Origin of the sequence: Actinomadura decatromicini (assembly GCF_008121305.1) — a bacterium.
Classification (GTDB): Bacteria; Actinomycetota; Actinomycetes; order Streptosporangiales; family Streptosporangiaceae; genus Spirillospora; species Spirillospora syzygii.
Genome location: NZ_VSRQ01000006.1, coordinates 558,772 through 572,334, shown reverse-complemented (window position 1 = coordinate 572,334; position 13,563 = coordinate 558,772). Strand labels below are relative to the sequence as shown.

The following is a 13,563-nucleotide window of genomic DNA, read 5'->3' as shown; positions in this document are numbered from 1 at the left end:
CTCTCCGCTGTACGTCCCCGGCGACTGTGGCCTGGAGGCAATCCAAGTTCTCCTCCAGGTAATGCAGAACAGACGGGGCGACCCGGTCGTGCCGTCGCCCCTGATCACCCCTCCGCGCGGAAGCTTTCAAGCCGGCCGCGTGTTATCCGACACCCTTGGCCACTGGGCTTCGAGGCATGTCCGGGGAGCCCGGCCGGACGGTCCCGGGGCCCGGCGGCGACGGGCCCGGAATGAGTACTGTGGATGTTGGACACGGAGATGGGGGAGACGTTGCTTAACCCTGAGGATCTGTACGAGCTCGACACCGACCTGCCAGAGCTGACGGGTCCGGTGCTGCTGCACAGCCTCGACGGCTTCGTGGACGCGGGGTCCACCGGGCAGCTCGTGCGCGAGCACCTCCTGGAGGCGCTGGAGCACCGTGTCGTCGCCCGCTTCGACGTCGACTCGCTGATCGACTACCGGGCCCGCCGCCCGCCGATGACCTTCGACCGCGACCACTGGGCGTCCTACGAGGCGCCGGAGCTGGTCGTCCGGCTGCTCCGGGACGAGGCGGGCAGCCCGTTCCTCATGCTCTCCGGGCCCGAGCCCGACCGGCTGTGGGAAGGGTTCACGTCGTCCGTCCTGCATCTGGTGGAGCGGCTCGGCGTGGGGCTGGTCGTCGGGTTCCACGGGATCCCGATGGGCGTCCCGCACACCCGTCCGGTCGGCATCACCGCGCACGCGACGCGGCCCGAACTGGTCACCCGGAACTCCTGGTTCGACAAGGTGCAGGTGCCGGGCAGCGCCGCCGGCCTGCTCGAACTGCGGCTCGGCGAGGCGGGGCACGACGCGGTGGGGCTCGCGGTGCACGTCCCGCACTACCTCGCGCAGTCCGCGTACCCGGCCGCCGCCGTCGCGGCGCTGGAGGGCGTCATCGACGCGACCGGGCTGGACCTGCCGGTCGAGCGGCTCCGCGAGGCGGCCACCGCGACCGACGCCGACATCGCCGAGCAGGTCGACGGCAACGACGAGGTGGAGAAGGTCGTCCGGGCGCTGGAGCAGCAGTACGACGCCTTCGCCGGGGCCGCCGCCCGCGACAGCCTCCTCGCCGAGTCGCAGGACATGCCCACCGCCGACGAGCTCGGCGCCCAGTTCGAGCGCTTCCTCGCCGAGCAGGACGGACCCGACTCCCAGGGCTAGCCGCCCACTCCCCACCGCGTCGGCCGCACGGACATATCCGGCCCGCCGCTGGGTAGGCGAGCCAGCAAGAGGGGAGGCTCGCTCATGCCCCAGAAGGTCAACGAGGTGATGACCCCGGTGCCCGTCGCGGTGCCGCCGGACACGTCCCTGACCCGGGCCGGGGACCTCATGCGCCAGCACGGGATCGGCGACGTCCTGGTCGTCCACGACGGACGGCTGCGCGGCATGGTCACCGACCGCGACATCGTGGTCCGCGCCGTCGCCGTCGACCGCGACGTGTCCGCCACGACCGTCGCGGACATCTGCAGCACCGAGATGGTCACGATCCCGCCGGACGCCGACGCGGACGCCGCCGTGCAGCTGATGCGGCGGCACGCCGTCCGCCGCGTCCCGGTCGTGGACGGCGACCGGCCGATCGGGATGGTGTCGATCGGGGACCTCGCCGTGCAGCGCGACGAGCGCTCGGCGCTCGCCGACATCAGCGCCGAACCGCCGAACCGGTGACCCCGCCCGCCGGTCGCGAGGTGTGATGCGGGACGTCATCGTCGTGGGCGCCGGTCCCGCCGGATCCGCCGTCGCCCGGCACCTCGCGGGGTCCGGCTTGGACGTGCTCGTGCTGGAGAAGTCGTCCTTCCCGCGCGAGAAGGTCTGCGGGGACGGGCTCACGCCGCGCGCCGTCGACGAACTGCGCGCCCTCGGCGTCGACCTCACCGGGCCCGGCTGGTTCCCCAACAAGGGCATCCGGCTCGTCGGCGCGGGCCGCCGCCTGGAGATCGCCTGGCCGGACGGCCCCGGCCTCACCCGCACCCGCGCGGGCCTCGACGAACTGCTCGCCCGGCACGCCGCCGCCGCGGGCGCGACCCTGTGGGAGGACACCAAGGTCATCGGCCCGGTCCACGCCGACGGACGGGTGACCGGTGTCCGGACCGCGGGCGGCGTCGAGCACGCCCGGGTCGTGATCGCGGCGGACGGCGCGTCGTCCCGGCTGTCCGTCGCGCTCGGGGTGCGGGCGCGCCGGGACCGTCCGATCGGCATCGCGGGCCGCCGCTACTACCGCAGCCCCCGCCACGACGACGACCACCTCGAAATATGGCTCGACCTCGCACCCGCCGGATACGGCTGGGTCTTCGGCATGGGAGACGGCACCTGCAACGTCGGCGTGGCCCTGCTGCGCGGCGAGCACCCCGACTACCACGGCCTCCTCGCCCGCTGGCTGGCCACGCTCCCGCGCGACTGGGGCTTCACCGAGGACGGCGCCACAGGCCCCCTGCGGGGCGCGGCCCTGCCCATGGGGTTCAGCCGCCAGCCCCACTACCTGCCGGGGCTGCTGCTCGTCGGCGACTCGGGCGGGATGGTCAACCCGTCCAACGGCGAGGGCATCGCCTACGCGCTCGAAGCCGCCCGGATCGCCGCCGAGGTGGTCGCCAAGGCGTCGTCCGCGCCCGTCCCGGAACGGGTCCTGCGGACGTATCCGGCGGCGCTGAAACGCGCCAACGGCGGGCCGTTCACGCTGGGCCGCGCCTTCACCCGCGCCATCGACGACCCGCGCGTCATGCGCGTCGCGACCCGGCAGGGGCTGTCCCACCCGTGGCTCATGCGGTTCGCGCTCAAGGTCGTCGGCGGGCTGCCCGCAGCGGCCCGGCCCACCGCCGCCGACCGGTTGGCCGACGCCCTGACGCGCCTCACTCCCGCGTCCTAGGGTGCTGCCACAGACAAGGGTGTGCTTCCACAGACAAGGAGTGTTCGGATACAGCCAAGATCCAGGGCCGGGCGAGCCGCTGGACTTGGCCGGACACTGGGAGAGGGATGCATATGAGCAGCGAGGCGTACGACGTCGTCAAGGCCCACTACGCGGCATCCGACCGCGGCGACCTGGACGGCATGGTCGCGGACTTCGCCGACGACATCGCCTGGACGGAGATGGACGGCTTCCCCTACGCGGGCACCTACGTGGGCGTCGACGCGATCAAGGCCGGGGTCTTCGGCCGGCTCGGCCAGGACTGGAAGAACTTCCGCGCCGACCCCGACGAGCTCGTCGACGGCGGGGACGGCACGGTCGTCGGGATCGGCCACTACTCCGGGACGTATCGGGCGACCGGAAAGGCGATGCGCGTGCGGTTCGTCCACGCGTGGCGGGTGAAGGACGGTAAGGTCACGGCCTTCGAGCAGTTCACCGACACGCATCTCGTCCGCGAGGCCATGCAGTGAGCACGGTTGCCACTGGCGCGACCCCGGTCCGAGGGTGCACCATGTGAACGACGGAGCAAGCGGGGCTTCACCTGGGGAAACGCGCATGTCCATGGTCATCAGGACAGCCGATCTGCCCGCCGCCGAGCGGTTCGACTTCTGGCGCAGCTCGGTGTCGGACACGTTCGTGCCGCTCCGGGCGGAGACGACCCGCCCGGAGCTCTTCGAGGGCCGCATCCGCGGCCGCGAGCTCGGGGCGCTCAAGGTCACGGAGGTCGCGTCGACGCCGAGCGTCGTGCGGCGCACCGGCGCGCTGATCGCGCGCTCCGACCCGGGGCACTACAAGATCGGCGTCCAGCTCAACGGGTACTGCCTGCTCACCCAGGACGGGCGGGAGGCGGCGCTCGTCCCCGGCGACTTCACCATCTACGACACGACGCGCCCGTACACGCTCGCGTTCGACGACTCGTACCGGCAGCTCGTCCTGATGGTGCCGCGCCGCCTGCTGCACCTGCCCGAGGACGCCATCGCCCGGGTCACCGCCACCCGCATCTCCGGGCGGCAGGGCGTCGGGGCGCTGCTGTCGGCGTTCCTCGTCCAGCTCGCCGAGCAGCTCGACGAGCTGGACGACCACGGCGGCGTCCGGCTCGGCGACAACATCGCCGACCTGCTCGTCACGCTGCTCGCCGAGCACATGGACATGTCCGCGCCGACCCCCGAGTCGCGCCGCCGCGCCCTGCTGCTGCGCGTCCGCGCCTACATCGAACGGCACCTGGACGACCCCGACCTCTCGCCGGACGACATCGCCGCCGCGCACTTCGTCTCGTCCCGGCACCTGTACAACCTGTTCCGCGAGGAGGGCACGACCGTCTCATCGTGGATCAAGGAGCGGCGGCTGGAGCACTGCCGCCGCGACCTGCGCGACCCCCTCCAGCTGAACCGCCCGGTCAGCGCCATCGCGGCCCGCTGGGGGTTCGTCGACGCCGCGCACTTCAGCCGCCTGTTCAAGGCCGCCTACGGCGCCAGCCCGCGCGAGTACCGGGTGACCGTCTCCGGCGACTGATCGATACAGGTTTGGGCAAGCTCCGTACCGGCACAGACAAGACACGCCGGGGGCGGCGGCCGAGACTGGCCTCATTCCGCGACCAGGGGGAGGCCACCATGAACACCCGGCTCTACGTCAACGGCGAGTGGGCCGCCGCGGCGGACGGCGCAGAGTTCACCACGACCGATCCCGCCACCGGGAAGCTCCTCGCCACCTGCGCGGAGGCCGGTCCGCAGGACGTCGAGGACGCGGTCGACGCCGCCCGGGCCGCGCTGTACGAGCCGTCCTGGGCCAAGATGCTGCCCAACGCGCGCGCCCGCCTCCTCTGGCGCGTTGCGGAGCTGATCGAGAAGAACGCGGCCGAGCTGGCCGAGTTGGAGACCCGCGACCAGGGCCAGCCGCTCGGCGTCGCGAAGACGGTCAGCGTGGACGGCGCGGCCGACCACTTCCGCTACTTCGCCGGCTGGGTCACCAAGCTGGAGGGGGCCGTCTCCCCGATCTCGTTCCCGGACACGCTGCACTACGTCCGGCGCGAACCCGTCGGCGTCTGCGCGCTGATCACCCCGTGGAACTTCCCGCTGATGATCGCGTCGTGGAAGCTCGCCCCGGCCCTCGCCTGCGGCAACACCGTCATCATCAAGCCCGCCGAGCAGACGCCGCTGACCACCGTCCGGCTGGTCGAGCTGTGCGCCGAGGCGGGCTTCCCGCCCGGCGTGGTCAACCTCCTCACCGGCGGCCCCGCCGTCGGCCGCGCCCTCGTCGCGCATCCCGGCGTCGACAAGATCTCCTTCACCGGCTCCAGCACGGTCGGACGCGAGATCGTCAAGTCGTCCGCGAGCAACCTCAAGCGCGTCACCCTCGAACTCGGCGGCAAGGCGCCCTCCATCATCGCCAGAGACGCCGACATCGACGAGGCCGTCGCCGGCAACCTCCAGGGCGCCCTCCTCAACAGCGGCCAGGTCTGCGCCGCCTACACCCGCCTCTACGTCGACCGCCGCCGCGCCGACGAGTTCACCGAGAAGCTCGCCGCCGCCGCGTCCGGCCTCCGCGTCGGCCCCGGCCTCGACCCGGAGACGCAGATCGGCCCCCTCGTCTCCGCCGAGCACCTCGACCGCGTCGACTCCTTCGTCCGGACGGGCGGCAAGCAGGGCGCCGAGCTCGTCACCGGCGGCCACCGCGGCGACGGCCCCGGCAACTTCTACGCGCCCACCGTCTTCGGCGGCGTCACCGACGACATGACGATCGCCCGCGAGGAGATCTTCGGGCCCGTCCTGCCCGTCCTCGCCTACGACGACGTGGAGGAGCTCGCCGTCCGCGCGAACGACACCGAGTTCGGCCTGGCCGCGTCCCTGTGGACCCGCGACCTGTCCACGGCCCACCGCCTCGCCGCCGACATCCGCGCGGGCGCCATCTTCGTCAACATGCTCCCCATCCCCGACGCCGCCGCCCCCTGGGGCGGCTACAAGTCGAGCGGCTGGGGCCGCGAGATGGGCCCCTACGCCCTGGACGCCTACACCGAGATCAAGGGGGTCTGGATCCACCTCCCGTAACCTCCCCGTCCAAACCGTTTCGCGATCGCCACCACCGACCGGGTACGCTTTCCCGGCAACGCGGGCGCGTAGCTCAGGGGTAGAGCACTCGCCTTACAAGCGAGGAGTCGGCGGTTCGAAACCGTCCGCGCCCACCTGCGCAAAGACCCCGTTTCCGATCTAGGAAACGGGGTCATCGTGCCATTAGCGTGCCATTAGCCGACGAGCGCGAGCCCTCCGGCGGACCCGTCATCGTCGTCCGGGTCGTCGTTGATCATGTCGTCCATCGCTTGGGCGATCGCCCGGTTACCGCCCGCCGTCCGGTGCTGGTAGATCATCGCCGCCCGCACGCTGTCATGGCCCATCCGTTCCATGAGGTCGCGGAGCGTCGCGCCGGACTCCGCGGCGAACGTGTTGCCGGTGTGCCGAAGGTCGTGAAAGTGGAGGTTCGGCACGCCGAGCGTGGTCACTGTCTCGCCCCACTTGGTTGCGCGGCGGAAGTTGGCCCGCCGCAGGACGCCGCCGCGCTTGCCAGTGAAGACCAGCGCTTCGGGTTCGGGGCCGGTGAAGTTGCCGAGATGGCGCTTGAGTTCGGGGATGATCGCTTGGGGGAGTGCCACCGTCCGCAGGCCCGCCCGTGACTTGGGCGGCCCGATGATCAGTTCGCCCGTGTCCAGCTCTACTTGTGCCTGCCGGACGGTGACCGTGCGCGCGTTGAGGTCGATGTCCTTCCGGCGCAGCGCGACGACCTCCCCCCACCGGAGGCTTGCGAACGTCGCGAGGAGGACGAGGGCGCGCAGATGCTCCGGCATCATCTTCGCCAGCTTGAACACCTGGGCGACCGTGAGAACTGGTCGCTCGTCCGGCTTCTCTTCGCCCGCGCCTTTGATCCGGCATGGGTTGCGCGGAATGATCAGGTCGTCCGTCGCCGTCATGAGGACGGCCCGCAGCAGCCGGTACGCCTTCGCCACCTCGGACGCGCCGACGCCCGCACTGACCAGTTCGGCCCGCCACTCTCGTACGGCCGCCGTGTCGATCTTGCCAATGGGCACATTGCCGAGATACGGCACGATGTGACGCCGGAGCAGACCCCGGTAGATCTCGACCGTCCGCACGCGCAGGTCTGGCCGCTCCGTGATCCATTTGGCCGCGTACTCCGACAGCTTGACCTTGGCCCGCTTCGGGTCCGTCCAGTCGCCCGTAAGTAGTTTCGCCTCGATCAGCGAAAGCTGTTTCTCTGCCTCACGCTCGGTGGCGTAGGTGGTACCGCCGGAGCGCATTTTGCCGTCCGGTCCCGGATACCTGATCTGAAAGCGCCCGGAAGGCAGTTGACGGACGCTGCCGAACCGACGCTTGCCCTTCTTGTTCGCCATCAGGCTGCCTCCCTGATCTCAGTTGCCGAAAGTTCGCGGGTGGGGTTGTGGGTCGCGGCGTCGAGCTGGCGGCGCCGTTGGATGCGTTCGTTGACGAGGAGCAGGAGCCGTTGATCGGTCGGTTTCACCTCCGGGTCGCTGGGTCCGGCGCGTTCCCAGATGTGCACGGCTTTCGGGTCGGCGGGGTTGGCGACGGGTATTCCGGCCTCGGCCAGCCGGGCCAGGACCCATGCCTTCCGGTCTGCCTTGTGATCGGCCAGCGTCTTGCCGGACCACTTGCGGGAGACCAGGACGCGGCGGCCGCCGTAGCCGAGGTGTTCGCGTCGGTGGGCTTTGCCCTTGCAGAACCCCGGCGCCATGCCCTTGCGCGGGTTCTTGGGCTGGACGCCGTAGCGCAGCCAGTTCGCGCACGTAGGCGAGCACGGCTCATAGCGGAGTGCTTCGGCCATCCGGTCGACATGCTCCTGCTGCGCGTCAGTTTGCGCCCGGTGGCATTCGGCGACGCCTTTGACCAGGTACTTGGTCAGGTAGCCGATCAACTTGCGGGATGGCGGGGAGTCGGTCAGGACGCCTTGCGCGTCGATCTGTCGCCCGAACCGCGCCACGTGCAGCGGCTCGGCGTCCTCGTCCGCGCCGAGGGCATCCAGCGCCTCATCCCAGGTGGGCACTCTCCAGGAGACGGACGAGAGCACTGCGTTCCGATGGGTGACAGTCGACGAGGTTGCCGATTTGGCTGATGAAGCCTTCGCCGTCCGCGTTCGAGACGCCCTGGCTACTCACGCCACTGTTCCTATCCGCCAACACAATGGCATCCATGTCCTCGGCTGATGGAACGGCGGAAAAGTGAAGAAGCATGTGAGTTTGCCTCGTCACTCAGTGAGTGTGTCGGGAATTGTGCAACGCCCGGACGGCTGCATCCTGGCAATCAAGAGAGCTGACGACGGCCGGTTTGTGCCACCAGGCGGTGTGTTGGAGTTGGACGAAACTCCGTATGAGGGCGTAGTCCGCGAGGTGCTCAAAGAAACCGGCGTAAAAGTCGCGCCGGAGCGACTGGCCGGTGCCTACAAGAGCATGAAGCTAGGTGTGGTCTCCCTGGCCATTCTCTGTCGACCGGTCGATGGACGGCCTCAAACATCAGACGAAGCCGTCTCAGTTGCTTGGCTCCGCCCTGCAGAAGTAATCGAAGCAATGCCGGAGGCTCGGGCTATCCGCGTCACAGACGCCCTCAGCGAGGGTGGTCTATTCGTCCGAGCCCACGATGGAACCTCATTGCTGTAAGCGCAGACGGTCGTCACTCGGTCAGCGTGGCGGGTTCCGTCGTCGACGACTAGGGCCGCGCTCTCCTGATCCAGCGCCGAGACAACAGCCGTTGGGAACTCCGGCCGGGGAGCTCGATTGCCACCTTTGATTTTCGAGTGGTCAGGGCTCATTAGCCCTGTGCTCTGAGCTAGCCTGCACAATGGTCGGGATCGGCGGTGACTGGTGAGCCGGTAGAGACGGTTCAGTGCGGGCTCCTGACAGTCCCCGACGAACTACATGGGCTTGCCGTTCGCGGCGCCGGATCTCCTCTAGTGAGGTCAGGCTGACGTACGCGCAGACGACACCGGCCAACGCGCCGATGGTAGGGGCGATGGAGGGGAAGAACGCGACGGCCGCGGTAACAGCGCCGAACAGGGTTCCTCGGATGATGAGCGACCAGAACCGCATGGTCAGTCCAGGTAGTCACGTAGCACTTGAGACCGGCTCGGATGCCGAAGCTTGCGGAAGATTGCTGTCCGTAGCTTGTCGAGCTCGTACCGGGTTAGGCCAAACTCCTCTGCGACCACGGTCCATGGCTTTTCTTCGAGGTATGCAGCCCGGACAATCGCCTCTTCCTTCTTCGGCAAGGTGTCGAGGACAGCAAGAATCTGCTCATCGCGAAAGGCCATGGTGACCTGATCGACAACATCAGCGCTGGTGTGGCTGATCGCTTCAGTAAAGGTGAGGGATCCAAAGCTGTTCTCGGGGTTGGGTAGCAGGTCCGAGAGCAGCGCAATGGGTGCCCCGCGCAGTTGGGTCTCCCACACCGGACGGTGCAGGCGGTGTTGCCTTTTGGCCTCCCGCTGAAGCCGGTTCGTGGCTTGGATCCGCAGGTTGGTGACGGTGTCGCGGGAAGCGGACAACTCCGGGGCGGTCGTATTCGGCCACCAGCCGTTGGACAGCAGTGCCGCGGTAGCCCCGTCGACGCGAGTATCGGTGGGAGCGAGCCCGAGCCAGCGGTCGACGAACCAGCACACCGTCTCGGCATCGCCGTCGAGTGCGGCGCCTCGGGCCAGCAGTGCCGCCGCCAGGGTGAGTTGCGCGACCTCGCTCCGCGCACCATTCGCATGCAGGGCGATGTCGCACCAAGCGCGCAGCACTCGCCGCAGGATGGGAACGATCTCAGCCTCGTGGTCCCAGTCGTTGAGCAGTCCGTCTGGCAGCCGCGGCCGGGGCGCCGGGATGAGCATTCCCGGCGCAGTCGAGTCAGGCTCCTCCTGATTGATGATTGACGCGACAAGGGCCTGCGCAGGTTCGGCGAAGGCCAGCCAGATCTTGCGGCGGTCCGGCGCGGTCAGATTCAGCGTCCCGAACAGCGCTGCGGCATCTTGGATGGTGTCGGCATTGATGTTGTGACCGGTCTGGTTTTCGCCCAACCGGCGGAGGAACCCTACGGTCTCGATCGAACCGCGCGCCTGTCCCGCGATGCTCCAAGCGGGTTCGAGCACTGGCGCGACGTCCCCGAGAAGTCGCCGGGCACGGCCAACGATCGCGGTATTGGCGATCCGATCGAGCTGGTGGTGCAGCCACTGAGTGTCCTCGGGCGCCGGCGAGGGCTGTTCCTGATCCTGTCCGTCCACGAATGCTCCTTGGGGTCAGCGTGCTGCAGTTCTCTCTACAGAGGGTGAGAACGAGGGGGCCTGCTGACACCCTGGGCGTGTTTCATCTTGATGAGGCATCTCGCACCATGCGTGAGCTGGGAAATGTAGCGGATAGGGGACGCTTTTCTTACCACCCCCGTAGCGGTTACCGACACGGCCACTCGCTAAGAAGGCGGCGGCACCTTTCTAGCCGCTGTGCTCACCAGTCCCCGGCACTGGCCCGGCCACGTCGCTCGTGGTGCGCATCACCTGCTAGGGGGTGATGCTGAGCTTCCATCCCTCGTGGTTTGCTCAGTCCGGGTGGGCCTGTAGGGACGAGAGCCGTGAACTTGCGCACCAGGGGTGCTGCAGCGGCGGCCGGGTCGGCACTGCCTGACGGACTGCTTGACGATGGCCGCGCAGGCGTGGGGACTTTGGTGGACATCGGCGGTTGTGTGCACCCTCGTCAGGATGCGCTTTGAGTTGCTGAAACGTGGGTTGGTGTGCTTCACGCTGAAGAGCGCACTGGTTCGAGTCCAGTCGCAGGAGTTTGCCGGTTGTCCCGACCCCGGTCAGCCCCCTTTGGGCGCATCGGGCCCGGGGCCGTCCCTGCCTGACGATGTTCCGGAAACGTGCTCGCGGTGACGTCCTGGTCGCGGCGGACCCTCGCAGGGGCGATGAGGAAGCGTTCGGGCACTTCTCGGCGAGGCGGGCCATGTCGATGTTGCGAACCCTCGTAGGGGCGATGAGGACCGGTTCTGGCACGACATCTTCAAGGGAAACCCCCTGTTGCGAACCCTTGTAGGGGCGATGAGGACCCGACCGGCGCATCCTGGACGGCCTGCCCGCCCTCGGGTTGCGAACCCTTGTAGGGGCGATGAGGACGTGGAGACCGCGCGGGCGGGGACGTACGACCTGTGTTGCGAACCCTTGTAGGGGCGATGAGGACCCAGGTGGTGATGGTGGGGCCGATCAAGCTGATTTGTTGCGAACCCTTGTAGGGGCGATGGGATTTGAATGGCGTTGCGGACGAGCGTGTCGTTTCCGCGTTGCGAACCCTTGTAGGGGCGATGAGGATCCCATGGTAAAGCCGCTGGCCGGATGCCGCGTGGGCGAGCGTACATGGAGTGCGATTGCAGCGAACCTCCGGTTGTGCACGAGCCCCCGGCGTGTCGCTGAAACGATCAAGGTCGATCTCGACAGCAGGCACGTCTGTAGCGTTTCAGACAGGTCCGGTCGCCAGCGCCTCCTTCGGGTGGCTCAGGTGCCGCGGAGCAGGCCACCTCGATCGCGTGGCAATAGTTCCTATCAGAGACGGGGGACCATACTGTCCATGGCCTCGGCGTCCCTCATGGCCGGCCCATTAGGTACCGTTGTGCAGGGGCCGGGAACTGCGTATTGCAGGGTGATCTTGGCTTACAAGCGAGGAGTCGGCGGTTCGAAACCGTCCGCGCCCACCCACGTCAAGGCCATGATCCGCAGGTGCGGATCATGGCCTTTGATGTCTGGGGTCTCGGTGTCGGGAGCTTGGATCATCCTGAGGTGGGGCCCTTAGGGTGATCGGATGGGGCAGTTCGACTTGGAGCCGTACTGGAATACCAATGTTGCGCGTCATCCGGGCATTCTGCGGGCTGTGCCGGAGGGGTGTAGCGATGCGCTGGACGTTGGTTGCGGGGATGGTCTGCTTGTGCGCAAGTTGGCCGGGTGCGCGAAGCGTGTCACTGGAGTTGACTGTTCGGCGACGATGATCGAGCGTGCGCGTGAGTTGGGTGGTGGGGAGCCGGAGCTCACGTTTGTTGAGGGCGACTTTCTTGCCGTTGAACTGCCGGTCGAGGGTTATGACTTCATCTGCTCGGTGTCCACGATTCATCACATGGATTTTGAGGCGGCTTTGAGTCGGATGCGGGAGTTGTTGCGTCCTGGCGGGACGTTGGTGGTGGTCGGTCTGGCACGCGAGAAGGGGCCGAGGGAGTGGGCGGTTATGGTTGCGGCTGCTCCTGTTGTGCGGACCGTGAAGGTCTTACGGCGCGCGCGTGGGCCTGAGGGGATGCCGGTCGCCGACCCGCGGATGAGCTACGGGGAAGTGCGGGCGGCGGCGCGGCGGTTGCTGCCCGGCGTGCGTTATCGGCGGCATGTCCTCCGTCGGTACTCGCTGACGTGGGAGAAGCCGCTTACCGGCTGACGTGCCTTAAGCGCTTGCGCCGTAGTTCGCGGCTATGCCCTTGGAGGATTGCCAGCGGGAGTAGGCGGGGGACTGGGGCCAGCCTTCTGGGGAGTCCTGCCATTCCTCCTGGCGGCCGTAGGGGAGTAGGTCTATCAGCGGGAAAGTGTGGCTCAGCTGTTCGGTGCCTCGGCCGGTGGTGTGCCAGGTGCGGTAGACGGTGTCGCCGTCGCGTAGGAACACGTTGACGGCGAAGCCGCCGCCAGGAGGTGCGCCCACGTCGGCGCCGAAGGGGCTGTTCGCGGTGGAGTACCAGGTCATCTTGTTCCCGACACGGCGTTTGTAGGCTAGGGCCTCGTCGATCGGGCCCTGGGTGACGATGACGAACCTCGCGTCGTAGGCGTCCAGGAACTCCAGGCGTGTGAACTGGGACGTGAAGCCGGTGCAGCCGTCGCACTGCCATTCCTCGCCCGGGAACCACATGTGGTTGTAGACGATGAGCTGGGACTTGCCGTCGAAGACGTCGGGCAGGCGTACGGGGCCCTCCTCGCCCTCCAGGGTGTAGTCGGGCAGCTCGACCATCGGCATCCGGCGGCGTTGGGCGGCGATCGCGTCGAGTTCGTGGGTCGCGGCCTTCTCGCGGGCGCGAAGGTCGTCCAGGTGGCGCTGCCAGGTCTCGACGTCCACGACGGGCGGTAGCGGCTTGGCGGTCATGGGCTCCTCCGAGGGCACGGGTTGTGGTCTATGCGTATAGACCGTCTCCGTCCGCCAGAATCATCGCTGCGAGACCAAGAGGGTCAGGAACCGCCTATGGCGGCCTGCACCGTCTGCGTGAGTTGGCCTACGGCCGCGACCAGGGGAGCGACCGGCTCCGCGTAGGTGTTCAGGCGGTCCAGTGCGCGTCGGAGGAAGGGGAGTTGTGGTTCGTCCTCGTCGAGTTCCTCTCGCACGCGCTGTACTTCCCTGGCGGCGCCATCCGGGTCGGTCAGTGCCGCGCGGTGCTCCTCCAGCAACCGCTCGATAACGGCCAGGAGTTCGCTTGCCTGAGCGCGGTGATTGGAGTTCTGTGCGTTGAAGGTGACCGCGTTGGAGAACGCCTGAGCGTTTTGGCCGACCGCCTGGTTGGCCACGTAGTGGGTGCCGCCCATAGAGACGATGCCGTAGTTCACGGAAGGGGTAGCGGGCTGCTCGTCGTCGCGCATGGTGCGAT

General features: G+C 68.3%; 13 protein-coding genes and 1 tRNA gene. 9 read left to right on the top strand and 5 right to left on the bottom strand.

What is annotated here, in order from left to right:
* Positions 1 to 243 precede the first annotated feature (243 nt).
* The 7 genes from FXF68_RS28860 (at position 244) to FXF68_RS28830 (ending at position 6,095) form a co-directional block, all read left to right on the top strand.
* On the top strand, positions 244 to 1,179 hold the full coding sequence (locus FXF68_RS28860) for a proteasome assembly chaperone family protein (RefSeq protein ID WP_425458622.1): 936 nt from the start codon (positions 244 to 246) through the stop codon (positions 1,177 to 1,179).
* 84 nt (positions 1,180 to 1,263) lie between these two features.
* Entirely contained in the window at positions 1,264 to 1,683 is a 420-nt protein-coding gene (locus FXF68_RS28855) for a CBS domain-containing protein (RefSeq protein ID WP_148764577.1), read from the top strand.
* A gap of 25 nt (positions 1,684 to 1,708) precedes the next feature.
* Positions 1,709 to 2,878, top strand: coding sequence for a geranylgeranyl reductase family protein (locus FXF68_RS28850; protein ID WP_148764575.1), 1,170 nt, complete (start codon positions 1,709 to 1,711; stop codon positions 2,876 to 2,878).
* Positions 2,879 to 2,991: 113 nt separating this feature from the next.
* On the top strand, positions 2,992 to 3,387 hold the full coding sequence (locus FXF68_RS28845) for a nuclear transport factor 2 family protein (RefSeq protein ID WP_148764573.1): 396 nt from the start codon (positions 2,992 to 2,994) through the stop codon (positions 3,385 to 3,387).
* A gap of 85 nt (positions 3,388 to 3,472) precedes the next feature.
* The gene (locus FXF68_RS28840; RefSeq protein WP_148764571.1) at positions 3,473 to 4,429 is read left to right on the top strand and encodes an AraC-like ligand-binding domain-containing protein; all 957 of its coding nucleotides are present in this window, start codon (positions 3,473 to 3,475) and stop codon (positions 4,427 to 4,429) included.
* Between the two features lie 98 nt (positions 4,430 to 4,527).
* Positions 4,528 to 5,961: an aldehyde dehydrogenase family protein gene (locus tag FXF68_RS28835; protein ID WP_148764569.1), complete on the top strand. Its 1,434-nt coding sequence runs from the start codon at positions 4,528 to 4,530 to the stop codon at positions 5,959 to 5,961.
* A gap of 62 nt (positions 5,962 to 6,023) precedes the next feature.
* Positions 6,024 to 6,095 (top strand) — tRNA-Val (locus FXF68_RS28830).
* A 60-nt stretch (positions 6,096 to 6,155) separates the two neighbouring features.
* Here FXF68_RS28830 and FXF68_RS28825 read toward each other — a convergent pair.
* Together FXF68_RS28825 and FXF68_RS28820 are read right to left on the bottom strand one after the other, a co-directional pair.
* Positions 6,156 to 7,313 (bottom strand): site-specific integrase, encoded by a 1,158-nt coding sequence (locus FXF68_RS28825; protein ID WP_148764567.1) that lies wholly within the window; start codon positions 7,311 to 7,313, stop codon positions 6,156 to 6,158.
* Positions 7,313 to 7,981: a replication initiator gene (locus FXF68_RS28820; RefSeq protein ID WP_187438149.1), complete on the bottom strand. Its 669-nt coding sequence runs from the start codon at positions 7,979 to 7,981 to the stop codon at positions 7,313 to 7,315. Before FXF68_RS28820 ends, FXF68_RS28825 begins: the two co-directional genes overlap by 1 nt.
* Positions 7,982 to 8,156: 175 nt before the next feature.
* Between FXF68_RS28820 and FXF68_RS28815 the strand changes: the two genes are divergently transcribed.
* Positions 8,157 to 8,591, top strand: a complete 435-nt coding sequence (locus tag FXF68_RS28815; RefSeq protein ID WP_148764565.1) for an NUDIX hydrolase — start codon at positions 8,157 to 8,159, stop codon at positions 8,589 to 8,591.
* Between the two features lie 431 nt (positions 8,592 to 9,022).
* On the opposite strand, the gene FXF68_RS28810 is transcribed toward FXF68_RS28815, so the two are convergent.
* A complete protein-coding gene (locus FXF68_RS28810) occupies positions 9,023 to 10,192 on the bottom strand; it encodes a hypothetical protein (protein ID WP_148764563.1) in 1,170 nt (389 codons plus the stop codon).
* Positions 10,193 to 11,756: 1,564 nt separating this feature from the next.
* Between FXF68_RS28810 and FXF68_RS28805 the strand changes: the two genes are divergently transcribed.
* A complete protein-coding gene (locus FXF68_RS28805) occupies positions 11,757 to 12,374 on the top strand; it encodes a class I SAM-dependent methyltransferase (protein WP_148764561.1) in 618 nt (205 codons plus the stop codon).
* A gap of 6 nt (positions 12,375 to 12,380) precedes the next feature.
* Here the strand turns inward: FXF68_RS28805 and FXF68_RS28800 are convergent, their stop codons facing one another.
* Both FXF68_RS28800 and FXF68_RS28795 read right to left on the bottom strand, forming a co-directional pair.
* Positions 12,381 to 13,067 carry a DUF899 domain-containing protein gene (locus FXF68_RS28800; protein ID WP_148764559.1) on the bottom strand — a complete coding sequence of 229 codons (687 nt, stop codon included), beginning with the start codon at positions 13,065 to 13,067 and terminating at the stop codon, positions 12,381 to 12,383.
* A gap of 83 nt (positions 13,068 to 13,150) precedes the next feature.
* Positions 13,151 to 13,555, bottom strand: a complete 405-nt coding sequence (locus FXF68_RS28795; protein ID WP_148764557.1) for a hypothetical protein — start codon at positions 13,553 to 13,555, stop codon at positions 13,151 to 13,153.
* Positions 13,556 to 13,563 lie beyond the last annotated feature (8 nt).